The sequence below is a fragment of the Candidatus Nitrosomarinus catalina genome (assembly GCF_002156965.1).
GTDB classification, from domain to species: Archaea; Thermoproteota; Nitrososphaeria; order Nitrososphaerales; family Nitrosopumilaceae; genus Nitrosopumilus; species Nitrosopumilus catalinensis.
The window spans coordinates 845,691-871,360 of the sequence record NZ_CP021324.1 but is presented as its reverse complement, the minus strand read 5'-3'; the positions used below and the strand labels follow the sequence as shown (position 1 = coordinate 871,360).

The following is a 25,670-nucleotide window of genomic DNA, read 5'->3' as shown; positions in this document are numbered from 1 at the left end:
GATGAATATTTCTTTATTGCCGTTTGACTCTATTTCTCACGAATTTTAGATAAAAGCCTATACTGCCAATAGCTATGCCGCCAATCCATACAATTACGCTCAAACTTTTTGGAACTATTGCTTCCTGAGGACCTACAATCAACATTAGTGCTCCTAAAATAATTAGTGCAAATCCTCCACTGTTTCTACTTTTATTGTGTTCTCCGTGAACCATTGTTAAACATACTCTGATAGTGTTTTGGCAACTTGCTTTCTTCCAATATCTGTGATAAATGGTCCTATCTTTGGACCTCTTGATGTTCCCAAAATTATTTGATATAGTATTCTAAAGAAGTCTTTTGGTTGTACGTCATTTCCTTTAGCAATTTGATATATTGTATTTTGAATATCTTCTGGATCTTCTTCTTTTTCTAACTCTGTAATGAGTAATGATATTGCTTTTTTAGCAGTATTGTCAAGTTCTACTTCTATTTTTTCTTGTTCATCAAACTCATCAGAATAATTCCCTGCTATTTCTATCAATTTTTGTATTTCCTGATTGCCTTCTTCTTTTATTACTCCATAATCAATGAGTTTTTTCATAACTCTCTCATTTCTGTTTTCTTTGAAAATTTTTGTTAATTCAATTAATAATCTGTAATTTACATGAATACTAGATTGTTTTGGAGGATTAAGCAAATTTACATATTCATACAGTCCTTTCAATTTGGTTAGTTTTGCTTGATTGTCTACTTTGATTCTGCCAAAATACGTATCTTCAAGCTCATTGTATTCATTCATCAAACCTGGAATGTCGTCAAATCCTAATTCTCTAGCCCCCGTAATTCTTTTGTACAGTAGAAGTAAAATTGATTTTGAATTTCCAAATTCTAACCATTTTTGTGCAGTAATCACATTTCCTAGTGATTTTGAAATTTTCTTTCCTCCTTTATCTAAAAACATCTCATATTTTACATGATGTGGGTGTGGGAATTGTAAAATATCATCTGCCACCCAATCATTTACTTTGACTGAATCCATGATGTCTTTTCCATATGCTTCAAATCTAATGTCAAATGCTGACCATCTTGCAGCAAATTCTACTTTCCAAGCTAATTTTCCTAAATCTTTTGTAATGTCTGCTTCCCCTTGATGACCGCAACCTTTGATCATTTTTGAACCTATTTCTGTATCATGACAATTGTATTTGACAATTTTTTTATCTGATATGTATTCTGTAGCTTCTGCTGTGTAAAGTCGATTACATTCCTTACACACTGGGAAATATGGTAAATATTTTTGATATTTTTCTTGTCCAACTAATTCTGAAATTTTATCTCCAATCTTTGTACTGTTTTCTAATATCGTATGTATTTGATTTTTTAATAATCCTTGATTGTATGTCTCTTTAGCTCTTCTAAATTCATACTCTATCCCAACTTTATCTAATCCATCTAATAGAATACTGCTCATGTGCATTCCGTAAGAATCGTGACATCCATAAGGATCTGGAATTAGTGAAACTGGTTTTCCTAAATGCTCATCTAAACCAAATTCTTGCATCCCTTCTGGAATTTTTCTTAACCCGTCTAGGTCATCTGAATATGCAATTAATTCTGACTTGTATCCTAAATTTTCTAATGCGAGCTTTACTCCATATGCTCTAACTGCATCTCCTAAACTTCCGATATGTGGAATTCCTGATGCGCCTAATCCGCTTTCTACATTTATCAGATCTAAATTTCTCCCAAGTTCTTTTTCACGTTCAAGTAATTCTGATGCTAATTTGTCTATCCATGTTCCTTTACCAATAATTTTTTCTTCAGACATATCTTTTCCTTAATTCAATATTTTGGACATGTATGGCCCATATAACGAATACCCTAATTTTTGATAATATTCTCTAGTACCTACAGCACTAATCACTAGTATTTTTTTTGCATCAAATTCTTCTTTAGATATTTTTTCAGCTTCTTTCATCAAATTTTTTCCTAATCCTGAATGTTGAATTTCATCAGTTTCTTTTTCTCCTAATTTCAATGATTTTCCATACACGTGAATTTCTCTAACTATGCATGTATTTTCATCAATTTCATCTCTATGAGCTTCAAAACTTGGTTTTCTTAGTCTCAAAAATCCATAGATTGCTTCATTTTTGTCTTCATATGATAGAAAAATTTCTTTTCCATCTGAAGAGTCATAATCTATTCTTTTCAATTCTATGTCTTGATTTGCTGTTTTTTTATCTGCTAATCCTGCTTCTCTACATCTGATACATTTACATGATAATCCTTGTTTGGCAAGATTTTGATGTACAATTTGTCTGAGGTTACCTGATTTTGGACCTGCTATGATTTCTTTTGGTGAAATTTCTCTTTGCACTCTCATGATTCTCACCCATTTTGGAACATTCTTTTTTGCTTCTGTTAATACTTTGATCATATCCTCGTCAGAATATGGAGTGTATTTTCCTTCTTTGTATTCTTCATAGAGTGGTGTATTTTCAATAACTAACGATGGATAAATTTTCAACATATCTGGACGTAATTGAGGATCTGAAAATAATTTTTTAAAATCTGCAATATCTCCTTCTGGAGTCATTGTGGGTAATCCTGGCATCATATGTGCAACAATTTTGTAACCTGCATCTTTTGAAATTTGAAAAGATTCTGTTACATCATTATAATCGTGTCCTCTATTGATAATTTTGTAAACTCTTTCTTGTAATGATTGAACTCCAATCTCTACTCTTGTAACTCCGTAACTTAACATTAAATCTACATGTTCTTTTTTACAATAATCTGGTTTAGTTTCAATTGTAAATCCTACGTTTCTTATTTCTGCATGCTCGTTGTTTGATTTAGATTCTTCCAAGTTTTTTGAATCTGTTCCATTTTGTGCATCATAACATGATTTTATGAAATCTTTTTGATAATCTTTTGGCATGAATAGGAATGTTCCTCCTACAATCACAATTTCCATTTTTGATGGATCGTGTCCAAATGCAATTAATTTTTCAATTTTTGATGTAATTTGTAATTTAGGATCAAATTCATTTTGAATTGCATTTAATGATGATGGTTCTTTTCCTGTATAGCTGTTTGGAGAATTAAACTCAATTCCTCCTGGACAATATGTGCATCTTCCATGAGGACATGCATATGGTTTTGGCATTAATGCTACTACTGATACTCCTGATGCTGTTTTTGCTGGTTTTCTAATCAACACTTTTTTTAATTTATCAAAATCAGAGTTGCTCACCACTGATAATATTTCATAATTTTTTGGAATTCTTTCTAATGCGTATTTTGTACAAATTTTAATAATTTCTTCTTTAACTTGTTTTTTACTTGGTTCATTTATTGTCAGTAAATTTTTTGTAATTTCAGTACATGCTTTGGATATTGCTGGATCTAACTTGTTCATGTCTTCTCTATGTTTTTCACTGTTAAAATTTATTCTGATTTTTGTTCTACTGTTTTATTTGATTCGTTATTGTCGTTTTTTTGTTCTTTTCTATACTCCATTTTCAACCAAATTGGTGTGATAATTGTAGTTACTGCTACCATGATTACTATTGTTGAGTATACTTCTGATGTAAGAATTCCTGCTGTAACTCCTACCCCTGCAACAATTAATCCTACTTCTCCTCTTGAAATCATACCAATACCTACTCTCATTCCTTGTGCCTTACTTTTCAAAAAGAACATTGCCGGTAATCCACAACCGCCCAATTTTGTTACAACTGCAATTATGATAACTACAGCACTTATCATTAAAATCTCCAAATTAACTGCTCTCAAGTCTACTTGTGCTCCAATGATTGCAAAGAACAATGGTGCAAAAATCAATCCTATTTTTCCAATATAGTTTTCAATTTTCTCAAATACTTTTGTGGTTGATAATGCCATTCCTACAGCAAACGCTCCTACTATGGGTGATAGTCCGATGGATCCTGCAAGTGCTGCTGCACCAAAGAAAGACGCTGTTGCAATTCCTTCCACACTGCCTTTTGCTTTCCATAATCTTGGTGTGATTATTTTTGGTATTACTACAACTGCAACTACTAACATTATTACAAAGAATCCTAATACTTTCAAAATTGTAATTGTGACTTCTGTGATGTCTATATTGTCTACCCCTCCATCTGATCCTGCAATTGATGATACCACTGATAATACTGCAATTGCTAAAATGTCATCTACTACTGCGGCACCTATGATTAATCTAGCTTCGGGCGTTTTGATTTTTCCAAATTCACTTAATACTTGAATTGAAATTGCAATACTTGTCGCTGTAAGCGCTGTTGCAATTAACATTGATTGTAATGCATCAAATCCAAACATTTGGAAAACTGCTAATCCTGCAAAAAATGGAACAACCACCCCCAACGTTCCTACTGTAAATGATGCTTTTCCTCCTTTGAGGAATTCTTTTGGTGTCATTTCCAATCCTGCCATAAACAGAATTACAATTGCACCCATTTCTCCTAGTATTCTTATTTCATCATTTATCTGAAGTAATTGCTTTCCATCAATTACAAAAAATGCTCCTAAGGCAAATGGGCCAACAATCATTCCTGCTAATAATTCTCCTAACACAATTGGGAGCTTTAATCTGAGGAAAAGCTCTGCCATTAATTTAGCTGCAAATAGTAGTATTCCTACTCCAATTATTGTCTCTATGAAATGGGCTTCACTCATTACTATCTAGTAAAATCACAGAAATCTGTAATATAAGATGATACCAAGCTAAAAATTATTTTGTTGTTGTTAAATTAAGCAATTTTTATTGAGTTTACTGAAACCCCTTTTTTAGAAATTACTTGACCTATTTGCTGGCTTTTGATTTTATGTTTTTTGAATATTGATTCAATTTTACTTACCTGATCTTTTGGTGCCATTATGCAGAATCCTACTCCCATGTTGAAAGTTTTGTACATTTCTTCTGGTTTTACTCCTTGTTCCTCTATTAATCCCATTATTGGAGGTATTTTTGGAAGTGAATCTATCTCATAACCTGTGTTTTTGAGGCGTAATAGTTTGGTAAATGATCCTCCTGTGATGTGAGCTAGTCCATTTATCTTACATTTTTGATTAATTTCAAGAACTGGGTTTGTATAAATTTCTGTAGGTTTTAGTAATGCGTCTCCTATAGTTCCAACTCCTTTTACTTTATCTTTAACTGAATATTTTGTTAGCAAAGCTTTTCTTGCAAGTGAATATCCGTTTGAATGAATTCCTGAACTATTTACTCCAATAATTGCATCACCTGCTTTAATTTTATTTCCTAAAATCATATCTTTTTTATCCAATAGACCCACAACCATTCCTGCTAAATCAAATGCAAATCCTTTTCCTTCAATTACATCTGGCATAATTGCAGTTTCTCCGCCAACAATTGGCATTGAAGATTTTTTTGCACCTGTAACTAATCCTTCTACAATTTTTTTAAATATTGGTACATCATTTTTGTTTGCAGCAATATAATCTACAAATGATATTGGTGTTGCACCAATACAAATAATGTCATTTACATTCATTGCAACACAATCAATTCCTATTGTGTTGTATTTTTTCATCATATTTGCAATTACTACTTTAGTTCCTACTCCATCTGTATGTGTCGCTAATAATTTTCCTCCAGGAATTTCTACAATTCCTGCATAGTGTCCAAAACCATGAGCTATCTTTGCTTTTTTCTGAAGTTTATGAGTTGATGTGATTAGTTTACCAATTGCCTTTTGACTTTGTTTAATTTTTGAAATATCTACTCCTGCTTTTTTGTATGTTAAAGTCATAATTTGTTCCGCATTTGTTGTGAATAAAAGAATTTGCCTGTTATTTCGATCACATGTACATTCCAGATATCTCTTCTCTGTGTTCCACATATTTTTGAGATAATTCGCTAAATTCTGAATGGATTCTTTCTTTCTCCTCTTGTAAATCTGATGTATCTATTTCCATCTCATAAAATCTGTTTAATGCCTCAATTAGAGTTGCAGCTGCGCCTGAATCTGGCTCTATTTTGTTTGCTTTTGCCAATAATGTTAGTCCTTGAATTTCTCTAACTAGACACTCATTTAGAATGCCTCCTGGAATTCCTGTAATGAATCCCTGTGGAATTAAACTAATGTCTTTGTCTGCCATGGTTCTGATTAAATCTTCTTCTGCTGCACAATATGCTTTGTCGTCGTGTTCTGTACTTGCAACCCCATCTAAAATCACTATTTCTTTTGATCCATTTTTTTCAGCCCAATCTAAAATTGATGATACTAATGAATACAACCCATCCATCCTTAATGTGATTTCACAAATTATTGCACAAATTGTTCCACTTTCATTTGCATAGAATCTAAATGGATGACGTAATCTGCCTCTCATGAAAACTGTTGATGGTGGAAGATATTTTGATCTCATCACTGCAATTTCTGTCATTTTCAATTCTGTAATTATGTGATTGATTGCCAATGGTCCTACAAGACCTGCACCTACAAATCCTGCAAAAATTATCGGGTTTTTTAACTCTGTTTTTTTAATTTCAAATATTTCAGCTTCTGGAAATTCTTTTTGCACAATTTCAACGCTATGCTCTATCTAATTACTTTTTTGCATGAACAGATTTAACATTATTCTTCCTTTATCTGTAATTGTATAGATTACATTTGGTCCAACTGCTTCTTTTTCTATAAAGTTGTAGTTCACACAAAGGTGTAAGTAATTCAAAAATGATTTTTTCATTCTAATTTTTGATTTTGAATATAGATGTGAAAATGTCATTGGATTTCCTTTGAGTTGATATAACAACTTTAACAAAGATAACGTGCTGAAATCTTTGGTTCTTGCTTTTACTGCATCCAGAATTTGCTCTTCTCTTTCTATGATGAAGTCTTCAAATTGATCTGCCACTTCTAGTGGCACATAAGTTAGTCTTGCTTTCATTATACTGTATGGTACGGTACATTACCTTATTAGTCTTTGACTTGTCTATTTTTTATCTATCTAGGTAGTTTTTTTACACTTGTTTTGACTATTTTTGGGATTTTAATTCCTGAAATTGAGTATATGTTTCCAAAAATATGTTATTTTTTGAACTTAGCTTGAATTGTTACATTTGTGAAAATATAGTGAATCATCTCCTTTAAACAACCATACTGTAAAATTTTGTTGTGGAAGTCATACTAAGTGCTACATTACTTGTTATTGGATTGGTGATGTTGTGTTTTGGTGGGAATTGGCTAGTTAGCGGTGGAGTTGGAATTGCTAAAAAATTTCGTATCAGCAATCTTGTAATTGGTATGACTATTGTTGCATATGGGACATCTACTCCAGAACTTGCAGCAAGTATTGCAGCAGCTGGTGATCATGGTGCAATAATTTTGGGAAATATTGTTGGAAGTAATATTGCAAATGTTGGTATGGTGATTGGGGTATCTGCAATTTTGATTCCCGTTGCAATTCAAAAATCTGTATTACGAAAAGAAATTCCGATAATGTTGGGTGTTTCTTTATTACTTGTTTTGCTTTCTATTGATGGTGAACTTTCTATATATGATGGTGGTTTACTTCTTGTTGGACTTGGTGTCTTTGCATTTTTCACGTTTAGGGATGCATTAAAACAAAGAACAAAACCTTCAGATGATTCTGAAAATACTAAAAATAATATTTATCTAAAATCTTTTGGATTAATTGCAATTGGAATTGTTGTATTGTATATCGGTGCAATACTCACAGTTGACAATGCTGTAATCATTGCATCTGAATTTGGTTTATCTGAAAAAATTATTGGATTAACTGTAATTGCAATTGGAACCTCTCTTCCTGAATTAATTACTTCTATTATTGCAATTCGTAAAGGACACAGTGACATTGGAATTGGAAATATTATTGGAAGCAATATTTACAATGTCTTGATGATCATGGGTGTAGGTGCTGCACTTGGTGGTGTTTTGATAACTTCAGATGTTTATGTGGATTATGCGATAATGATTATCTTTAGTCTTTCATTATTGATTGGATTGAAAACTAAAATCATTAACAGAACTATGGGTATTATTTTGGCAACGGGATATGTTTTGTATTTGGTGACTACGTTTTTTAAATAATATGTGCCTAAATTTCATGCCTAAATTGAATTAACTGCAATATTTTCAACTTTGATTGATGGGGTGATTGACGGTAATGATGCCCATTGAATCACTTGACGTTGATCATTTCCAATATCTGATATGTTGTTTAATAATTTTGGAAGATTGTGTACTATTCTTACTGATTTTCCAGGTCCTACTATTTCCCCATTTTTTATAATTTGTATTCCGCTTCTTGCAGTACATGAGAAATCTCCTTTAATTGGATTAACTGCATATGTATACCATAATCTTCCTATCAAAATCCCTTGTTTGGTGTCTTTGATCATGTCTTCTTGTTTACTTTTTCCTGGTGTGACTATCAAATTATGTGGGGCTGAAACTGGAATTGGTTCTGCACTGTTTCCCATGGGTGATCCTATTCTTATTGCATTTCCTGATGATTCTTTTTCCCCTTCTTTGTAACTGTCATAAAGATTAGAAAAAACATTTGTAAAAACCCCATTTTCAATTAATTCACTCTTCTCAGTTTTTATTCCTTCGCTGTCTATTGACTTTGTTCCAATCCCTTCTGGGATATGTGGATTATCTGTTAAATTGAATTCTTCCATTGAAATTTTTTCTTTATATTTATTGGAGAAGCAACTTTTTTTTTCTTTAAATGTTTTAAAATTAAAATTTGATGCTACTACAAATGATAATATTTCTCCCACTGAGTAAGGTTCAAAAATTATGGAATATGTATCTGAATCAATTTTTTTTGGATTAATTGAATTTGTACACATATTTTTTGCATCTATTCCTATTTGCTCTGATGAGAATTTTGATAATGTCCTTCCACATGCATGTCCAATTCCTGAAACTGGTACTATGCTTTGCTCTGATTCTGCATTGATAATTCCTGAAATGTATGTTGATTCATTATTGAAATTTAGTCCATTAGAATTACTTAATTCAAAATTTTCATAAACTAAATTCAGCGATCCTGTAATTGTATTAATTTTAAGACTTTCAGATGAATTAATCATATTTTGAGCGATATCCGTAGCTTTTGAGCCTGAAATATGTTTAATTTTTTTATCAAATATTCCTTCTAGTTGTTGATATTCTTTTTTTACTGGTAATCCCCTCCAGAATTCTCTTGGTTTTAGATTTTTGATTGATTTGATTCCTTTTGCTATTGAATCTGGTATGTTTTCTTCATTAGTTGTTTGTATTGATGCAATTTTTTTATTATGTATTAATCTGATCCCAAAATTTTCATCAAAATTTTGTTTAATTTCAACTACTTCTGAATCTGTAATTCTTACTGTAGTGATATTTTTTTTAACCGATACAATTTCACATTCGTCTATTCCTGCTTTTTTTGAATATGTGATTGCCTTTTCTAAGGCTGACAATTATTCTTCTCTGGGGTTTTTGTATCTGAATTTATTAATTTTAATTAATTCTTTATATGATCCAAACTGAGAGTTATTTGTTATCTTATCTAACCCTTCATCTACTTCGTTTTCTGTTTCAAACTTTTTTATCATTTTGTATTGTGTATTTCTTTCCGCTGGAATTCTTCCAATCTCTCTGACCATCCGTCTAATTTCTTTTGGTCTTAACAATTGTCCGTACTCTGAACCTGCTGATGTGGATATACTTTCATTGATTAGTGTTCCTCCAAAATCATTTGCTCCCCACATCAATAGCAGCTGTGACATTTTTTGACCTTCTTTCACCCATGACATCTGAATATTGTCTATTGTGTTATTGAACATAATCCTTGCAATTGCATGCGTAAGTAATACGTCATTTCCACTTCCGCCTTGCTGTATTCCTTCGTGTAGTTGATGCTTGTACATGGGTGCTTCTGAATGGACAAAATTTAATGGAACAAATTCTGTAAATCCTGATGTCTCTTTTTGTATTTCTCTTAACTTAACAATGTGTTCAATTCTATGTTCTAGACTTTCTAAATGGCCAAACATCATAGTAGATGTTGTGTTTATTCCAATCTTGTGGGCTGTTTTTATCACTTCTTCCCATTGTTCTACTGTTATTCTTCCTGGAGAAATTTTATCCCTTAATTTTTGATCTAATATTTCTGCAGATGTTCCTGGTAATGTGTCAACTCCTGCTTCTTTCATTCTCTTTAGAAATTCTTCAATTTTGATATTTGATCTGGTTGCTCCGTATAGGATTTCTTCTGGTGAAAATCCATGAATGTGTATGTCTGGAATCTCTTTTTTGATTTCTCTGCATATGTTTTCATACAAATTTCCATCCATGTCTGGAGGCAATCCTGCTTGAATACACACTTCTGTTGCACCTAGACTGTGGGCTTCTTTTGCTCTACGTACAATTTCTTCTGTAGGTAGGAAATATCCTTCTTCTTCTCTAAAATCTCTACTAAATGCACAAAAACCACATTGTTTTATGCATACATTTGTGAAATTGATATTTCGATTTACCACATAAGATACAATGTTGCCTACTCTTCTTTTTCGTAATTCGTCTGCAACTAGCCCTACTAAGTGAAAATCAATTCCTTTTGTTTTGTAAAGTTCTAATCCTTCTTTTGCTGAAATCTCTTTTTCAGATAGGGCTTTGTTTAAAATTTCAGATATGACTGGATCTGCATTTCTAAATAGTGAATCTATGTTAATTGTCATTTCCAATACTCTTCCTTTACGTACCCATCTTCATTTTGAATCACTGCTATTTTATCCCTTAACCTATTATTAATAAAAGAAAAGAATTCTGGATAAATTGGAAACCTGCATTTTAAATCATATCCTGCTTTCTTTGAATAATCTTCAACTTTATTGATTTCTGGCCAAGAAAATTCTGGATTAACGAAATCTGGTGTCAATGGTGAAATTCCTCCCCAATCATTTATTCCTACTTGTAAGAAACTTTGATATGATTTTGGAGACAAATTAGGTGGAATTTGTATATTCATTTCTGGCATTACAATTCTTGTTAATGCTACAATTTTTTTGAAATATTCTTCATTTGCTGATGGTGAATCTTTCATTATTGTATCTGGCTTTGGTTGGAAATTTTGTAAAATTACTTCTTGAATATTTCCATATTTTTTATGAAGATCTCTTATTGCCAATAATGAATCAATAATTTCTTCAATCGTCTCTCCAATTCCTACCAAAATACCTGTAGTCATTGGAATTTGTAATTTCCCTGAGTTTTCTAAGATTTTTAATCGTGTTTTTGGTTTTTTACTGGCTGCTAAATAATGTGGCATTCCTTTTTTTGTTAATCTTTCACTAATGTTTTCTAACATTATTCCCATCGAAACATTCGTTTTTTTGAGCTCTTTCATTTCATCATAATTCAAATTTCCTGCATTTGTATGTGGAAATAATCCTAATTCCAATGCCTCTTCAGATGAATGAATTAGATATTCTACGGTTGACTTGAATCCATTTTCTTTTAGCCAATTTCTTGCTTCAGGATATTTTTTTTCTGGTTGTTCTCCTGTCACAAATAATGCTTCTACACATGTGTATTTTTTTGCTAATTGTAATAATTCTTTAATTTGTTGTTTAGACATTAAAGAAATTTTTCCTTCTCCGGGTTCTGCTTTGTATGTGCAATATGAGCATGTGTCTTTACACAGATTAATTATGTTGAAAAATGCTTTTTTGGAAAAGGTTACTGAATTATTTTTATTTCTAATTCGAAGTTTTTGTGCGGTTGCAAATAATTCATTTGAACTACTAATTGATTTTTGATAAATATCTATTATTTCATGACGATCGATTTCTTTATTCTCTAATACATTATTTAGTATCTCAGATTCTAAAATCACATTTGTCATTAGAAGATTTTTTTTGTGGATGTATTTATGCTTGTATCCATTTACTTTCAATTTGGTCTTTCTTGAAGAATAATTGTAACGTTTGTAGTCCTACCATCTCGCAAAATTTCTAGATTCATCTCATCTCCAACTGTTTTAACTCTCTGAAGGTGTATCAAAATATCGTCAATTTTTCTAACATCCATACCGTCTACTGCCACTATGATGTCTCCACCAACTGGATATTCCCTCCCATCTACTTCTATCATCTTATCAGAACCAACAAGTCCTGCATCTGCGGCTGGACTACTTTCTACTACTGTTATGACTAGAAATCCTAATGCATCTTTTAATCCTAATACGTTTGCTGTATCTGGATCAATATCTCTGCCTGAAATTCCAATCCATGGATGTTTGTATTCTCCATCATTGATTAATGTTGGAACAATTTTTGCAACCGTTTGGGATGGTACTGCAAATCCTACCCCAGTAAATTCCCCTGTTGTAGATTGTATTGCAGTATTAATCCCCACTATGTTTCCTCTCATGTTTAATAGGGGTCCTCCTGAATTTCCTGGATTAATAGCTGCATCAGTTTGAATAACATCTGGAATTGAATAACCTGAACCTGATGGTAGCAATCTGCCCATTTGACTAACAATTCCTGATGTCATTGAACCCGATAATCCAAATGGATTACCTATTGCAGCAATTGGTTCTCCAACATTGAGATTAGATGAATCCCCTAATGATAAAGGATTTAATAATTTTAAATCTGCATTAACTTTGATTACTCCTATGTCTGTATACTCATCCATCCCGATAATTTCTGCATTATATGATCTACCATCTAAAAATGTCACAACTGTTTTTGTCGAACCTTCTATAACATGTGCATTTGTAATGATGTGTCCCATTTTATCATAAACAAATCCCGAACCTACTCCTCCCGTATCGCTAGTTTGATTTCTAATTGTATTGACTCTAACTACACCTGGTTCTGCTTTTTCAAAAATTTCCATTAATGATAATGATTTTGATTCATCTAAAATCAAATTATTGATTTTATCTATTTGGTTTTGAACTTGTAATTCATTTTGGTCTATTTGATTTTGCATTTGAATTGTTGTCTCATCTGACCCTGCTGGTATGATGAAAATTATTGAAAATATGATAAATACACTGATACTACCTACAGTAGCACCCACAAATATTCCTGATTTATCCATGAGAATAATTTTTTCTCATTTGTATGTAAAAGTATTCTTTTTTATATGCTAAGTGAACTTTGAGCATGATCTTTCATTGAATAACTTCTTCCTCTCCATGAAACTGACGATGAACCTTTTGCTTGAATTAATCCTGTGAGGAATCCTAAAGTGACTACTAATCCTCCTAATGGTGCAAATAATGCATGAATTAATCTTAATTTTAATCCCATTTTCACTTCAATGATTGCACCAATGTAAATCAGTGTAGATGCAATTGCAGCAGAATAATGCAGTATTTTTGTAGATAATGATTCTATTGGAATAAAGTTAGTTATGGCAAATATTGGAAACGGAATAAATAGTAAAAATAATACTGCAAGAAAACTTCCAATTGCAATTTTTTCACTCTGCAAATAAAGTGGAATCATTAATCTCTTTAAAGCATGCCAAAGTGTTTTTGAGTCTCTGGCCCAAACTGCATCAATTAGATCATCTCCTCTAACTATTCTCATTTTGTATCCTGATTCTTTCACTTTTTTACCAAGTGCTCCATCTTCAACAATCTCATGCTTTACTCCTTCATGCATTCCTACTTCTTCGTATGTTTTTTTTGTAATGATGAAAAAACTACCAAAAAAATATGCTGCCTTTTTCTTTGGATTATTTACATTAATTGCTGAAAATCTTGTATGCAAAAATGTTGATATCATTGGTAATGATATTTTGGTAAAAAAATCAAAAGTTAACAACCTTGGAATTGCAGACAATGCATCTAATTGCAAACTTAACAAATGTGAAACTGATAATGATATGACTTGTCTAGAATGTTTTGTATCTGCATCTGTAAACAATAGAAGTTCCCCTTTTGCATGTCTGTATCCTTCCATACATGCCCAATTTTTCCCCATCCATCCTTCAGGTTTTGAATTTGCTGAAACATGAATGATTTTATTATTATTTTTTGCATAATCTGAAATTATCTTTCCTGTAGAATCTTCTGATGAATCATCAATTACTACGATTTCATAATTTTCATAATCTTGATCAATCAATGAGTCTAAACACTTTGCAAGATATTTTTCTTCATTTCTTGCTGGAAGAATTATTGATAATTTTGGTGTTGAATTATTTGTATTTTCAAATTTATCTAAATACGGTGTTTTTGTAAATGATTCAATCATGGACTTGATTAAGTATATCCAAGCTCCACAAATTCCAATTAAAATTGATGCAATAATATATGTAAAAATCTCAATTACTACTTCCAATATTATCCCTCGATTTCTCTTTTGATACTTTGCATTGCTTGTTCAGTTCCACTTTTGATATGATTCTTAATTACTGCTGTAAACATGTTCATCATTCCTGATAATTTAATTTCCCAAGATGTTTTCATGATGATCTTTCCATTATTTGGTGTTAGTGTAATAATTTTTGTTCCATTAAGAATACCTTTTGTAAATTTTGCTTTGATTTCATTTTTTGGGTTTAGCTGAACTTCTTGTAAGCATTTTTGATCTCTAAATGCTATTGTAATTTCTCTTTTTATTGTGTCTCCTTCTGTAGATAACGTCTTTACTTCTTTTGTCCCTTTCCAAAATTTTGGTTCATTATCTATGTCTGAAATAATTTCCCATGCCTTATCCAGGCTGGAATTAATTTCTGTTTGAACCACAATTGTTGCCATTCTTGTTTGAAATGATTTTTGCATCAAATATATTAGATTCCACTATGTACTGAAACAGACTGTGATGGGCCAATGCCTAAAATCCAGAACACTAACTCCGGTTCTAATGGCCTTGACCATTCTTCCGTCACAGTCCATTAAAATTTAAAAGAACATGGAATTTACTTGCTATATGGCAAAAATTGGTACTTTTGATGCAGGAACTTTTTGGAAAAATGCATATGCTCACCAGCGTGGAAAATTGTTAAAGAAAGTTAATGTTCCTGATGATCAAATTATTGAATTGGTAAATAAAAAATATCTTGAATTACCTGCTGCTTTAAAATATGAGATTGAAACGAGTGGAATTACAAAAAAAGAGTTACAATAATGCAAATTCATTTTAAGCGGAAAATCTTAGATGTTTTATGACCACTGTCTCGTATGATGATTTTGCAAAACTAGACCTTAGAGTTGCTAAAATTATTTCTACTGAACCAATTGAAGGAAAATCTCGAATAATTAAAGGTAAAATTGATTTGGGCGGTGATGATCAAAGAGATGTAATTATTGGAGGAGCTCAGTATTTTCAACCTGATGAAATTGTTGGAAAAACTGTGATTGTTCTTGCAAACTTAGAACCTAAAACAATGGCTGGTGTTGAATCTAATGCAATGTTGTTGGCAGCTGATGTTGATGATAAACCATATTGGCTTACTGTAACTGAAGATGTTGCTTTGGGTAGTCCTATAAAATAAATAATTTTTAATTAATCGTAAACCATCAAGTCTTTTTCTTCTAATAATGAATGGACGTTGTTTACTGATCTGTATACTTCTTTCTCAAGTTTAGCTCCTACACAAACAAGTTTTCCTGATGCAAAAATCAAGATGACTGTCTTTGGGTCAAGCATTCTGTGGATAAGACCTGGGAATTGTTCAGGTTCGTACATGCTTCTTGGTAAAGTTCTTGCTGCTTGCTCCAAGTTGACTTTGCCTCCAAGGTTGATTGAAGATACGATATTTTGAATTGAAACTACGGCGTCTTTTTTGACTTTGATGCCTCCTTTTCGAAGTTGTTGAACTACTGTTTTTACTGCTTTTTTAGCTAATTCTTCTGACTTGGATCCTGTACACACCATTTTACCGGAACTAAAAATCAATGTTGCACTTTTTGGGGTTTTTAATCTGTAAACAAGGCCTGGAAATACGTCTGGATGATATTCTACATCTGGGAATGTTTTTGTAATCTCGTTCAAGTCCATTTTTTGATCAACTGATGCTGAAGCAACTACGTTAACAACGCTTATCATTGGTTTTGTTTGTGGCATATCGAGTTTTTTTCGGTCCTACTATATAAAAGGACAATATCTCTCTCTGCTTTTAGATTTAGTTGATTTTACGAATCATTTAATTTAGATCTACAAAGTTTTCTTGTTGTTGAATTTTACAGATTTTGAACAAATGTTCTCCATGAGTGATGACAGCGATCCTTTGATGATGTTGGTTTGGATAATTCCGATAATTATTTTTGTATTTTATGGACAACAAATTCAATTACTAGTTACTTCTGGTGAAATAAAAAAAGCAATTAAAAAATTAGATAAATTCAGTACTGATTCTAAAAAAGAATTAATTGATTATGTCCAGAAAAATCTAGAACCTGTAGATGAACCTACAAAAAAAATTGAGCAATTTTTAGACTATTTCACAATAATGCCAGTTGACATGGATCCTAATGGAATTGTTGAAAAAGTAAGACATACTGTAAGATCCAGAGAAGACTATACGCGAAATCATATCCAATCTCTATTGCCTAATATTTCGGAAATTGAATTAAACCGTGTTCAGACATTACTTGAACTTGCTTCCTCACTACAAATGATTCACAAAATTGTAAATCACATGTTTTTGACTGCAAAAAAACAAAAAAATTATCCATTAATTTTGCCTCTACAAATGATTTTACCATTCATTATGGAGCATGCAAAAGCAATGCAAGCTGCAATTCCCGCATTTAAAACAGGACAGCCAATTGGTGATGGAATTGGACCTATGGTAGTTGGTAAAATGATGTTAAATGAAGAAAAAGAAATTATTTCATTTCAAACCGTTATGGCAAAAACTACTTTTGAACAAAGAAAATTATTTTTACTAAAAGCTGAAGGACCTAGTTCTACTGTTGGTAGACCTGATGAAGCATTACAAAAAATTATTGAAACTAATAAAATTGATGCAATAATAATGGTTGATGCAGCATTAAAAATGGAGGGTGAAGATTCTGCATCTATTGCAAGGGGATTTGGAGCTGCTATAGGTGGAATAGGTACTGAAAAATTCCAAATTGAAGCAATTGCAACTACCAATCAAATTCCAGTCTTTTCAATTATTGTAAAGCAATCCGTAAAAGAGGCAATTACTCTGATGAGTAAAGAAATTGCTGATCAGGCTGATAATGTTCGTTCACAGGTATACGAGATGATTCTAGAAAATACTGCTGAAGGACAATCTGTTGTGATAATTGGGGTTGGAAATACTGTAGGAGTTCCACAATGATTTTTTCAAAAGAAGAAACAATATTGGCATATACTGTTGAAAGATGTCCTAAATGCAATAAACTCAACAGACGAGATTTTTCTGAAGGTGATGTTTTGTTTATGCCTTCTTCTGATTGCTCATTTTGTGATGGAATTACAGTTATCGAAAAAATTTATGGTGAAATATTCCAAAAATAACTTGCTAAACTCTCTGTTTTTGTAATTGGATAAATACAGTATCTTTTTTTAATTTGATTAGATGACGCAGAAAAATAAATTGGATATGTCTAAACAATATGCAATAAAACAGCATAAGGGACAATATCGTAAAAATAACAAAACCCCCTATTGGCATCATTTGCAAGATGTAGTGAAAAATCTTGAGATGATGGGAATTGAGGATGAATCCATTTTATGTTCTGGATGGTTACATGATTCTATTGAAGACACTTCGTCTGATTTTGATGATGTTTCAAAACATTTTGGTAAAAAAATTGCTCAAATTGTGTCTGATTTAACAAAAGAAACACGTCTACCTAAAAATCAACAAGAAAAAAACTATCTAAAACAACTCTCTAATTCTTCATGGCAATCTAAAGTTGTCAAATTTGCTGATATTTTGGCAAATGTTTCTGATTTAAAAAACTCTGAATTGAATAGAATGCAAAAAATTGTACAAGTAAAATATAAAATAAAATATCTAAATGAAATAAAATCTGGAATTATTCAAAATAAAAAGAGAATTCCTAATTTATCTCAGGCTGAAATAATGCTAAATTCAGTTCTAAAAGAATATGGCCAACGAAAAATCACTTTGTCTTAAATTTTAGCTTACATGAAGGACAAAACCAAGTGATTGTTTCACCTTGTTCTCTAAACATTAATCCTCCACACTTGGGACATGGTCTAATCTCTTCACTCATTTCTTATTCTAATGCTTTTGTTGTAACTGTGACTCCACTTTCAATTGGGATGAATGTGTGCTCTGCTTGGGCCACCCTTTGTTCATTCACTTCAATTAATACTGGATATGCTTGGACAGCTTTTTTCTTTATCAAAATATCTAGTAATTCTCTAGCTTCTTTTTCTTCCCATTCTTTTGTAATCCATCTTAATGCAAATGGCAACATGTTGAAATTTTCCCATATGAAATTCAATAATTTATCTGCCTCCTCATTTTTTGTTTTCTTTCTAGAATTGATTGCAAAAATATTTTTTATTTTCCCATTTCTTACAAATCCTCCACCTTGTTCTGTTGTTACAAATGGTTCGCATGCATAAGCTGTATTTTCTGAAAGTGAGAATCCTCCAATTGACCAAATATTTGGAATTGATTTTCCTGCGTGGATTGTATATTGTTCTAGTGAATGTCCGCTAAGATTTGCAATTGGTTTGAATCCCATTTGTTTAATCGTTGTTTCAATTGTACGACCAATGTCGCTTGCTTTAACTCCTGTTTTGATCATTGACATTGCACTGCCCAGTGCCTCTTCAGCTGCTTGAACTAATCCATCAAATTGTGCATCGTAACAAACTGTGACAGCCGTATCTGCAATGTATCCATCAATTTGTGCACCAAGATCAATTTTTACTAAATCTGTATCTTTGATTGTAATTGGGTCATTTGGTTCTGCTGTGTAATGTGCTGCAATTTCGTTAATACTTGCATTCACTGGAAATGCACACTTGGCCCCTCTTTTTCTAATTTCATTTTCTACCTCTTCACAAATCTCATAAACTGTTTTACCAACCCAGTCTTTTACTCGAACCATCTCTCTTACTTCTGCTGCAATTTTACCTGCTTTAACATAATTTTCAATTGTCACAAATTTGATCCTTCATTTGCCTTTAAAATTATTATCTGTGAAGCTTAAATTGGGGCATTTTCGTATTTCGCTGGGATCGTGGTCTAGCTTGGTATGATTCTGCGTTTGGGACGCAGAGGTCGCGAATTCAAATTTCGCCGATCCCACCATAATCATTATCTTATTATCAAATTGACTCTTCTTCTTATTGCCGAGCAATGAAGATGAGTTAGAGAAATGACTTTTGAAATGAAGTAAACTAATGGCCTGAGCCCGGCAAACTTTTATCGATTCAATTTAAGACATTTTATTGAATTTTGAGCGTCGAGATATTATTCTAATTGTAGGCTTGATTCTTGTCATGCTTGCATTAATTCAATACTTGGGACCTGCTTATTCTGCAATTATTGTAATTGGGCTTTATTTTGGAATAAAGATCTATGTTGGTAAAAAGCGCCAATTAATTCAGCGTGATGTTGGTGAGGGAATTTGCATGGAGTGTGGCTCTAAAATTATCAATAAAAAATGCACAAATTGTGATTCTGAAGAGGAATAATTCCTTCGAATTCCTTAAAGTCTTGAATTTTACTTATTTTTTGTTGATTTTAAGATCTTTGACTTTAACAAATAGCTCAACTTTTTCTCTATCTAATTCTAAAATGAGTCATTTTGTGAAGAAATATAGGAAATATCAATGAATCGCTCTCCCCTACTTGTAATAATTGCAGTACTAGTTACTATGATTTCCGTTCCTGCATATGGTGAACTGATAACTGATCATGTTGTAATTAATGAGGTTGACACTAATCCTTTTGGTGATGACTCTCTTGCAATTTCTGAATGGGTAGAGCTTTACAATCCTACTGATTCTGATGTGGATTTGAGTGGTTGGCAAATTGCTTCGACCACTGTTTTGAAAAAAACATTTACAATTCCTGATGGAACTATAATTTCTCCTGAACAAATATTGCCATTCACTTACACTAAAGTTTGGTTTACTGATTCATCTGAATCTGTAGAATTAAGAAATTCTTCTGGTAATGTAATTGATAAAACCCCTGAAATTACTGATTTGAAAAATGATTTTATGTCCTGGCAGAGAAGTTATGATGGTCATACTGATTGGGAATTCTCTCTTGGTAACGCTGGTGGTTCAAATGGTAAATTAATGTCATCTGATAATACTTCTGCAGTTGAAGTAACGTTATCTACTGATAAAGCAAATTATGTATTTGATGAAACTACGATAATTCAAGGAACTGTTTCAGAAAAAGTTTTTGTAGAAATTCCTACTTTTCAAGCAGCAGTTATTTCAATAACTATTTCTGGTCCTGATTTTCAACAATCTGTTTCATTATATCCTGATTACAATCTAAATTATGAAACTAGTTTAGACTTAGTTCAAGTTATGGGAATTTCTGAAGGCACTTATGATGTGACTGTAACTTATGCTGGTGTTTCTGAAACTACTAGTTTTTCTGTTGAATCTAAAATGATTGAAACTACCGAAACTGTGGATTCTGTTTTTAAAATTGGTGTTGATCAAAATGAATATTTTCTTAAACAAACAATCTTACTTACTGGAACAACTAACGAAATAATTCCATATGAGAGTATGAAATTTACTATATTAGATCCTACTGGTAAACAAATTGATAGCGGAAGTCTGTTTACTGTAGATGGTGAATTTGATACGATCATTTCAATTAATTCTGCTATTCCGGTATTTGGTGAATACATCATCACTGCTGAATATGGTGAACATATTTCATCTACCAAATTTTCTTTAATTGAAAAAACCATTGAAATTGTAACTGATGATTCTTCTAATGAGATGATTTTCACTTTAGATGATTTTCAATATGTTGAAAATGCTTATGTAAAAATCTCTGGAATACTTCCAAACTTTGATCCCGATAGTGATATTTACTATCAAGTAGTATATCTGAATTTTTACACTTCTGATGGAAAGCCTATCGCTTTTACTAGTGCAATAATGGATAATTCTGCTGGTGCACAACAAATTCTTTTCACTTCTACTGCTGTACCTGACGTTTATGGGAATTTTGCTGTAGATGTTAGAATCCCTTCTGTAATGTTTCCTGTTGGTGATTATATTGTAAAAGCTAATTATGGTGGATTACTGGCATCAGAAAATTTTTCTGTAATCTCTAACGAAGATTTTGCAATTGATAAAACCCTTGGCGATGGTAATCCCAATGCTTCAATTCCTGGAAAACAATCTGTTTCTGAAGAAAAAGATGCAGGAGGATATGCTGTATCTAGTGTAAAAACTATGATTGAAAAAACTAATCGAATTTCAGACAGTTTAATCTCTATTGAGACTACAGATAAAATTCTTGAAGAACAATCTGTACAACCTAGAGTTTTATCTGGTTCTATGATTACTCCATCAAAAACTGATATCTCTAAAGTGAATTTACAAGTTTTATCTGCATCTGGAATTTGTATCATTGGTCAGAATTCTGATTGTCTAGTAAGTGAATCCACTAGAAAACCTGGACAAATTTTTGAAGTAATCCAACTTGATGGAATGAATCTTAATGTGAGATATTCTGGCCCTGATGTGCGACTTGAAAAATTTAGTATTTTACCTCAATCCTCTGAAGATTTCTTGCCTGATACAAACTGGAATGTTGAGGTCTTAAAAGATAGTGAGATTTCTAGATTTTATTATAAAGTAACTTACAAAACTATACAGTAAATTCCAAATACTCTTACTGTAATTGTCAATTAAATTGAAATTACAAGTTTTGATGTTCTATCAGGATGATCCCAAGAAATGTACTGCTGCAAAAATGGTAAAATTTGGACTTGCTCAAAATATTAAAAAAATTGGTTCAAAAGGATTAGTTTTAGATCCATTTGCTGAAAAAACTTTACTTCCTAAAGATGCTTCTGTTATTCATTCTATTGTAGGCATTGATTGCTCATGGAATTTGGCAGATCATGCTTTTTCTCAAAAATTCAATGGGATTAAAAGAAAATTGCCTCCTTTGCTTGCTGGAAATCCTGTGAACTATTCTAAATTAAACAAATTAACCACTGCTGAAGCCTTATCTGGTTCATTATACATTCTTGGCTTTAAAGAACAAAGTTTAGAATTATTAAACAAATTCAAGTGGGGGCATACATTTTATGAGTTGAATCAAAATCTACTAAATGATTATTCTGAATCTACAACTGAAGAAGATATTCAGAATATCGTTGCCGATTATGGTTTGATTTAAAATCTCTTTTTTAGAAATATTGTAATTCCAATCATTATTGCTACTACTGTCATTCCAATTATCCCAATATCATAACTTATTTCATTTTCAATATTTTGGAAATTGATTTCAGTTTTTGGAATTTCTGATTTTTCGTTTGTTACTATGAAATTAGTTTCATAAATATCTGGTTTTAAAACTGAATTTGAGATTCCAAATATCTTGATTTGGTTAGTTCCTACTTGCAATTTTTTTGTAATGTCTGATGTGAGCTTAATATTTAATTCATTTTCATTAATTTCTGATTCTTCTGATATCTGAATTTGTCCTTCGCTGTCTAATATGAAATATAGTATTGATGTGACTCCCTCAGTTTCTATGTCGATTTGAGTAAATTCTCCTTGCTGAATTATTTTTTCTATGTTGATTTTTTTGATGCTTGGAAATTGCATATTTTCAAATTTTGACCATGTTCCAATTTCAAATGGATATGACTTGTCCTCAAATGCTTTTACTAAAATTGTTCTTGATTCTGGTGAGTATGTCTCTAAATAAAATGGCCCATTACTAATTACTGCATGATTCTTTTTTTCAATCCATTTTATTGATGAATCAAATCTGTCATCAAAATATTGTTGTTGTTTCTGACTTTGTTTTAATGAATTTGGAATGAATTCATTATCTCTAAATTCTTTCAAATACTCTTTGATAATTTGTGCATCATTTGGAACAATTAATGATAACCAATTCACACTCTTACTTGTAGCACCTGATCTTGAAAATGATACTTTTCCATCTATCACTGCTTTTTCCATAGCTGCAGTTAATTCCCATGGAACTGGACTCCACATAGCAGCCCATTCGGCAATTTCATTTTCATTAAAATGCCAATAATTAACATATACTTCTACTGTGTCTTTGTCAATTTCGTTAATTGCAACTATTGTTTGAATGCTTTGAGCCGCTCTTGGCGTGAATTCTGTATCAAACGTTTTGTCTTTTTCATCTATCTGTGTGCCCCACTCTATAGTAAAATACAATGAATGTAAAATATCATTCATATCCATTGCCTCTCCGTTGTGCCAATTACTGAACTTAAAGTCAAATGTAACTTTGCTTGTTGCAAATGTTTCAGTTGACACCTTTTCCCACTTCTGTACTGTTGGATTCCACATTTTTGCTTCTGTAGGAACATTGATTTTTTTATCTAATCCTGATGTTTCTACTTCCCACTGTGCTCGAACTGGAAATGTTTCACCTGTAAATGGATGCTTAAATGTAATGGGGTCTGAAATAATTCCCCAAATCTGTCTACTGTATGTATCTGTTAAACCCATTATTGGATTCCATGCCCCTTGATAGATTTGTTTAACTCCGATGGTTAATTCTTCGTCATTTGTTTTTGCATTAATTGGTGTAAATCGACTTGGTATCCCTGCTCCTAAATCATTAACTACTCCTTCTACATTTTGATTAACTACGTATTGATCAACTTTACTTGCCAAAAAAATTCTTACTGACTCATTAATTCCTTCTACCACTGCTTCTTGAATTAATTCAGATCTTTTTTCTGAAGATTCAAAATCTCCTTTGTAGATTTTTTGAGTTAATTCGTCTAATCTTTTATTTTCATAATTCCAATATGATGGGTCATTAAAACCTGGCATGTTTGAAAACCATGGTGAGTACATTTGACCTAATCCAATTGAATCATATTTTACAAATGCAGAACGACCCCATCCTTCTGTGTATAAATTCCAATTCATGTCTGCTGGATTTGAACCATAAACTACAACAAATGCTTTATTCAAATCCCCGTAGTCTTTTTTAATTTTAAATCCCATATCGTCTAGCTCTTTAGCTAGTATTTCTCCAATAGATTTTCTAACTGGATCATCGCTTCTGATAAAAATACTAATTTCTACTTCTTCATTATTTTTTACCCATTTTCCATTAATTTTTTCTACTCCTCTCTCCATTATTGACTCTGAGATTATTTTATTTGCCAATGTCGGATTGTATTTAAAATTAAATGATTCTAATTCTTTGATTATTGTAAGATATTCTGGATCTGTCGGTCCGTAATAGGATATAATTTGAGAGCCATATCCGCCCATCAATTCATTTACAATTAATTTCCTATCTACTAGATAATTTAAGGCAAATCTTGCATCTTTTTCTGAAAATGGATTAAACTTTTCGGATTCTGCTGGATTGATTAGTAAGCTATATGATCCTCCTGTTGAATCATAAATTTTTAGTCCTTCTGCACTTTGTTCATTTTCTAATCTATCTGGTGAAATTCTATAATAATATAAATCCAAATTTCCATTTTTTACTTCCTCTAATGCTGTATTCTCGTCTAAATATTGAATAAATTTTATTGAATTTACATGGGTACTTTTTTCTGCAAATGATTCATTGTATGTTATTGCTATAACTAAAAGCGCTAGTAATATCACTAGCATTTTTTTCATAGTTTTATTTTCCTATGCTTGTAATAAAACCTATGTTGAATTTTTATTTTTTAAATCTCTGGTTATAGTTGTGCTAAAATTTACATGTAAAAAAACCAAAATATGTAATAGATATAATAGAATCACACATTTAGACAAATCTAGGAATATTTGATATGACCCAAGAAGATGATTTAGAAAAAATTGAAGAACTAGTTAACAAAGGTATTTCATTACAAAGGGAAGGAAAACATCAGGATGCAATACTTCACTTTGATGAAGCAATTAGTATTGATAAAAGTCTGGGGGGAGAATCTGATCCAAATTTATTACTTCTTAAAAATAATTCATTAATGAAATTATGATTGAAAACAAATGTCTTTGTTGTGGAAGAGTTTTTGAAATTAAATCAAACCCCTGTTGCAAAGAAACTTGTAATCAATGTCACACTAATCCTACCATGAATTGCCCAAATGCTTGATTTTTGAGAATTTGTGCCTAATTTAATAACAAATCAATCTTAGCGGTGCATCTTTTGTGATACCAATGACTATTTCGTATTTGAGGTTTTAATCTAATTTCTTTGTTGCATAAAGTACAATAAATCTTCACGACTCTTAGATTATCTCCGCTCTCCTTAAGAGGGATGGGTTATTGTGAAAACTAATCTGGTTTGTTGTCTTGGAATGCACACTCGTTATCTGAATCATACTTTTTTCTGTCATTTCTTTCTTTTTTGATAATCCAAATCCCTCCAACAATTGTTGTACCTGATAAAATTAGCCAAAAAATCCCAGACGTTTGCATAAATAACATCATTAATGTGATTCCGATTGAAAGTAATCCGTATCCTATAATTATCTGACCATAGTTTTTATTAAATTCCATAATGTTTT

27 protein-coding genes and 1 tRNA gene are annotated in these 25,670 nt (G+C 31.8%); 11 read left to right on the top strand and 17 right to left on the bottom strand.

The window, feature by feature from the left end; genetic code table 11:
* Positions 1-13 precede the first annotated feature (13 nt).
* From NMSP_RS05215 to NMSP_RS05185, 7 genes are all read right to left on the bottom strand, one after another.
* Entirely contained in the window at positions 14-214 is a 201-nt protein-coding gene (locus NMSP_RS05215) for a hypothetical protein (RefSeq protein WP_086907771.1), read from the bottom strand.
* A gap of 2 nt (positions 215-216) precedes the next feature.
* On the bottom strand, positions 217-1,809 hold the full coding sequence (gene lysS / locus NMSP_RS05210; protein ID WP_086907770.1) for a lysine--tRNA ligase: 1,593 nt from the start codon (positions 1,807-1,809) through the stop codon (positions 217-219).
* 9 nt (positions 1,810-1,818) lie between these two features.
* Positions 1,819-3,405, bottom strand: coding sequence for an elongator complex protein 3 (locus NMSP_RS05205; RefSeq protein WP_086907769.1), 1,587 nt, complete (start codon positions 3,403-3,405; stop codon positions 1,819-1,821).
* Between the two features lie 29 nt (positions 3,406-3,434).
* Positions 3,435-4,682, bottom strand: coding sequence for a cation:proton antiporter (locus NMSP_RS05200; RefSeq protein ID WP_086907768.1), 1,248 nt, complete (start codon positions 4,680-4,682; stop codon positions 3,435-3,437).
* A 74-nt stretch (positions 4,683-4,756) separates the two neighbouring features.
* Positions 4,757-5,779 (bottom strand): phosphoribosylformylglycinamidine cyclo-ligase, encoded by a 1,023-nt coding sequence (purM, locus tag NMSP_RS05195; RefSeq protein WP_086907767.1) that lies wholly within the window; start codon positions 5,777-5,779, stop codon positions 4,757-4,759.
* A gap of 49 nt (positions 5,780-5,828) precedes the next feature.
* On the bottom strand, positions 5,829-6,554 hold the full coding sequence (locus NMSP_RS05190; protein WP_086907766.1) for a proteasome assembly chaperone family protein: 726 nt from the start codon (positions 6,552-6,554) through the stop codon (positions 5,829-5,831).
* A 21-nt stretch (positions 6,555-6,575) separates the two neighbouring features.
* On the bottom strand, positions 6,576-6,923 hold the full coding sequence (locus NMSP_RS05185) for a hypothetical protein (RefSeq protein WP_318779025.1): 348 nt from the start codon (positions 6,921-6,923) through the stop codon (positions 6,576-6,578).
* 224 nt (positions 6,924-7,147) lie between these two features.
* Between NMSP_RS05185 and NMSP_RS05180 the strand changes: the two genes are divergently transcribed.
* Positions 7,148-8,083 (top strand): calcium/sodium antiporter, encoded by a 936-nt coding sequence (locus NMSP_RS05180; RefSeq protein ID WP_086907764.1) that lies wholly within the window; start codon positions 7,148-7,150, stop codon positions 8,081-8,083.
* Between the two features lie 20 nt (positions 8,084-8,103).
* Here NMSP_RS05180 and NMSP_RS05175 read toward each other — a convergent pair whose 3' ends face one another.
* From NMSP_RS05175 to NMSP_RS05150, 6 genes are read right to left on the bottom strand one after another with little or no spacing between them, the layout of a single operon-like run.
* Positions 8,104-9,465: a TldD/PmbA family protein gene (locus tag NMSP_RS05175; protein WP_086907763.1), complete on the bottom strand. Its 1,362-nt coding sequence runs from the start codon at positions 9,463-9,465 to the stop codon at positions 8,104-8,106.
* Positions 9,466-10,725: a 5-amino-6-(D-ribitylamino)uracil--L-tyrosine 4-hydroxyphenyl transferase CofH gene (gene cofH / locus NMSP_RS05170; RefSeq protein ID WP_086907762.1), complete on the bottom strand. Its 1,260-nt coding sequence runs from the start codon at positions 10,723-10,725 to the stop codon at positions 9,466-9,468.
* Positions 10,722-11,891 (bottom strand): 7,8-didemethyl-8-hydroxy-5-deazariboflavin synthase subunit CofG, encoded by a 1,170-nt coding sequence (gene cofG / locus NMSP_RS05165; RefSeq protein ID WP_086908397.1) that lies wholly within the window; start codon positions 11,889-11,891, stop codon positions 10,722-10,724. Before cofG ends, cofH begins: the two co-directional genes overlap by 4 nt.
* Positions 11,892-11,938: 47 nt before the next feature.
* On the bottom strand, positions 11,939-13,099 hold the full coding sequence (locus NMSP_RS05160; RefSeq protein ID WP_086907761.1) for a S1C family serine protease: 1,161 nt from the start codon (positions 13,097-13,099) through the stop codon (positions 11,939-11,941).
* A gap of 41 nt (positions 13,100-13,140) precedes the next feature.
* Entirely contained in the window at positions 13,141-14,349 is a 1,209-nt protein-coding gene (locus NMSP_RS05155) for a glycosyltransferase family 2 protein (protein ID WP_086907760.1), read from the bottom strand.
* A gap of 2 nt (positions 14,350-14,351) precedes the next feature.
* Positions 14,352-14,792: a type II toxin-antitoxin system RatA family toxin gene (locus tag NMSP_RS05150; protein ID WP_225971250.1), complete on the bottom strand. Its 441-nt coding sequence runs from the start codon at positions 14,790-14,792 to the stop codon at positions 14,352-14,354.
* A 148-nt stretch (positions 14,793-14,940) separates the two neighbouring features.
* On the opposite strand from NMSP_RS05150, the gene NMSP_RS05145 reads away from it, so the two are divergent.
* On the top strand, positions 14,941-15,138 hold the full coding sequence (locus NMSP_RS05145) for a hypothetical protein (protein WP_086907759.1): 198 nt from the start codon (positions 14,941-14,943) through the stop codon (positions 15,136-15,138).
* A gap of 37 nt (positions 15,139-15,175) precedes the next feature.
* The gene (locus tag NMSP_RS05140) at positions 15,176-15,505 is read left to right on the top strand and encodes a tRNA-binding protein (RefSeq protein WP_086907758.1); all 330 of its coding nucleotides are present in this window, start codon (positions 15,176-15,178) and stop codon (positions 15,503-15,505) included.
* Positions 15,506-15,516: 11 nt separating this feature from the next.
* On the opposite strand, the gene NMSP_RS05135 is transcribed toward NMSP_RS05140, so the two are convergent.
* Positions 15,517-16,077: a TATA-box-binding protein gene (locus tag NMSP_RS05135; RefSeq protein WP_086907757.1), complete on the bottom strand. Its 561-nt coding sequence runs from the start codon at positions 16,075-16,077 to the stop codon at positions 15,517-15,519.
* A 109-nt stretch (positions 16,078-16,186) separates the two neighbouring features.
* Between NMSP_RS05135 and NMSP_RS05130 the strand changes: the two genes are divergently transcribed.
* The 3 genes from NMSP_RS05130 (at position 16,187) to NMSP_RS05120 (ending at position 18,106) form a co-directional block, all read left to right on the top strand.
* A complete protein-coding gene (locus NMSP_RS05130) occupies positions 16,187-17,302 on the top strand; it encodes a DUF1512 domain-containing protein (RefSeq protein WP_086908395.1) in 1,116 nt (371 codons plus the stop codon).
* The gene (locus NMSP_RS05125; RefSeq protein WP_086907756.1) at positions 17,299-17,481 is read left to right on the top strand and encodes a hypothetical protein; all 183 of its coding nucleotides are present in this window, start codon (positions 17,299-17,301) and stop codon (positions 17,479-17,481) included. Before NMSP_RS05130 ends, NMSP_RS05125 begins: the two co-directional genes overlap by 4 nt.
* An 85-nt stretch (positions 17,482-17,566) precedes the next feature.
* Positions 17,567-18,106 carry an HD domain-containing protein gene (locus tag NMSP_RS05120; RefSeq protein ID WP_192866142.1) on the top strand — a complete coding sequence of 180 codons (540 nt, stop codon included), beginning with the start codon at positions 17,567-17,569 and terminating at the stop codon, positions 18,104-18,106.
* A gap of 103 nt (positions 18,107-18,209) precedes the next feature.
* Here NMSP_RS05120 and map read toward each other — a convergent pair whose 3' ends face one another.
* Positions 18,210-19,109: a type II methionyl aminopeptidase gene (map, locus tag NMSP_RS05115; protein ID WP_086907754.1), complete on the bottom strand. Its 900-nt coding sequence runs from the start codon at positions 19,107-19,109 to the stop codon at positions 18,210-18,212.
* 72 nt (positions 19,110-19,181) lie between these two features.
* Between map and NMSP_RS05110 the strand changes: the two genes are divergently transcribed.
* From NMSP_RS05110 to NMSP_RS05095, 4 genes are all read left to right on the top strand, one after another.
* Positions 19,182-19,258, top strand: a tRNA-Pro gene (locus NMSP_RS05110).
* A 140-nt stretch (positions 19,259-19,398) separates the two neighbouring features.
* Positions 19,399-19,644, top strand: a complete 246-nt coding sequence (locus NMSP_RS05105) for a hypothetical protein (protein WP_225971249.1) — start codon at positions 19,399-19,401, stop codon at positions 19,642-19,644.
* A gap of 138 nt (positions 19,645-19,782) precedes the next feature.
* Entirely contained in the window at positions 19,783-21,813 is a 2,031-nt protein-coding gene (locus tag NMSP_RS05100; RefSeq protein WP_086907753.1) for a lamin tail domain-containing protein, read from the top strand.
* A 34-nt stretch (positions 21,814-21,847) separates the two neighbouring features.
* Positions 21,848-22,339 carry a DUF367 family protein gene (locus NMSP_RS05095; protein ID WP_086908393.1) on the top strand — a complete coding sequence of 164 codons (492 nt, stop codon included), beginning with the start codon at positions 21,848-21,850 and terminating at the stop codon, positions 22,337-22,339.
* Here the strand turns inward: NMSP_RS05095 and NMSP_RS05090 are convergent.
* Positions 22,336-24,795, bottom strand: a complete 2,460-nt coding sequence (locus tag NMSP_RS05090; RefSeq protein WP_086907752.1) for an ABC transporter substrate-binding protein — start codon at positions 24,793-24,795, stop codon at positions 22,336-22,338. The two genes, NMSP_RS05095 and NMSP_RS05090, sit on opposite strands and share 4 nt — an antisense overlap.
* A 155-nt stretch (positions 24,796-24,950) precedes the next feature.
* Here NMSP_RS05090 and NMSP_RS05085 point away from each other — a divergent pair, with 155 nt between their 5' ends.
* Positions 24,951-25,139: a tetratricopeptide repeat protein gene (locus NMSP_RS05085; protein ID WP_086907751.1), complete on the top strand. Its 189-nt coding sequence runs from the start codon at positions 24,951-24,953 to the stop codon at positions 25,137-25,139.
* A 298-nt stretch (positions 25,140-25,437) separates the two neighbouring features.
* Here NMSP_RS05085 and NMSP_RS05080 read toward each other — a convergent pair whose 3' ends face one another.
* Positions 25,438-25,662 (bottom strand): hypothetical protein, encoded by a 225-nt coding sequence (locus NMSP_RS05080; protein ID WP_086907750.1) that lies wholly within the window; start codon positions 25,660-25,662, stop codon positions 25,438-25,440.
* Between the last annotated feature and the right edge of the window lie 8 nt (positions 25,663-25,670).

Excerpts from the sequence above, each read along its gene's own strand:
- NMSP_RS05125 (WP_086907756.1), top strand. The coding sequence starts at position 17,299 with ATGATTTTTTCAAAAGAAGAAACAATATTGGCATATACTGTTGAAAGA.
- lysS (WP_086907770.1), bottom strand. The coding sequence starts at position 1,809 with ATGTCTGAAGAAAAAATTATTGGTAAAGGAACATGGATAGACAAATTA.
- NMSP_RS05085 (WP_086907751.1), top strand. The coding sequence starts at position 24,951 with ATGACCCAAGAAGATGATTTAGAAAAAATTGAAGAACTAGTTAACAAA.
- NMSP_RS05090 (WP_086907752.1), bottom strand. The coding sequence starts at position 24,795 with ATGAAAAAAATGCTAGTGATATTACTAGCGCTTTTAGTTATAGCAATA.
- NMSP_RS05145 (WP_086907759.1), top strand. The coding sequence starts at position 14,941 with ATGGCAAAAATTGGTACTTTTGATGCAGGAACTTTTTGGAAAAATGCA.
- NMSP_RS05140 (WP_086907758.1), top strand. The coding sequence starts at position 15,176 with ATGACCACTGTCTCGTATGATGATTTTGCAAAACTAGACCTTAGAGTT.
- NMSP_RS05200 (WP_086907768.1), bottom strand. The coding sequence starts at position 4,682 with ATGAGTGAAGCCCATTTCATAGAGACAATAATTGGAGTAGGAATACTA.
- NMSP_RS05215 (WP_086907771.1), bottom strand. The coding sequence starts at position 214 with ATGGTTCACGGAGAACACAATAAAAGTAGAAACAGTGGAGGATTTGCA.
- NMSP_RS05205 (WP_086907769.1), bottom strand. The coding sequence starts at position 3,405 with ATGAACAAGTTAGATCCAGCAATATCCAAAGCATGTACTGAAATTACA.
- NMSP_RS05120 (WP_192866142.1), top strand. The coding sequence starts at position 17,567 with ATGTCTAAACAATATGCAATAAAACAGCATAAGGGACAATATCGTAAA.
- NMSP_RS05135 (WP_086907757.1), bottom strand. The coding sequence starts at position 16,077 with ATGCCACAAACAAAACCAATGATAAGCGTTGTTAACGTAGTTGCTTCA.
- NMSP_RS05150 (WP_225971250.1), bottom strand. The coding sequence starts at position 14,792 with ATGCAAAAATCATTTCAAACAAGAATGGCAACAATTGTGGTTCAAACA.
- cofH (WP_086907762.1), bottom strand. The coding sequence starts at position 10,725 with ATGACAATTAACATAGATTCACTATTTAGAAATGCAGATCCAGTCATA.
- NMSP_RS05100 (WP_086907753.1), top strand. The coding sequence starts at position 19,783 with ATGAATCGCTCTCCCCTACTTGTAATAATTGCAGTACTAGTTACTATG.
- cofG (WP_086908397.1), bottom strand. The coding sequence starts at position 11,891 with ATGACAAATGTGATTTTAGAATCTGAGATACTAAATAATGTATTAGAG.
- NMSP_RS05160 (WP_086907761.1), bottom strand. The coding sequence starts at position 13,099 with ATGGATAAATCAGGAATATTTGTGGGTGCTACTGTAGGTAGTATCAGT.
- NMSP_RS05080 (WP_086907750.1), bottom strand. The coding sequence starts at position 25,662 with ATGGAATTTAATAAAAACTATGGTCAGATAATTATAGGATACGGATTA.
- purM (WP_086907767.1), bottom strand. The coding sequence starts at position 5,779 with ATGACTTTAACATACAAAAAAGCAGGAGTAGATATTTCAAAAATTAAA.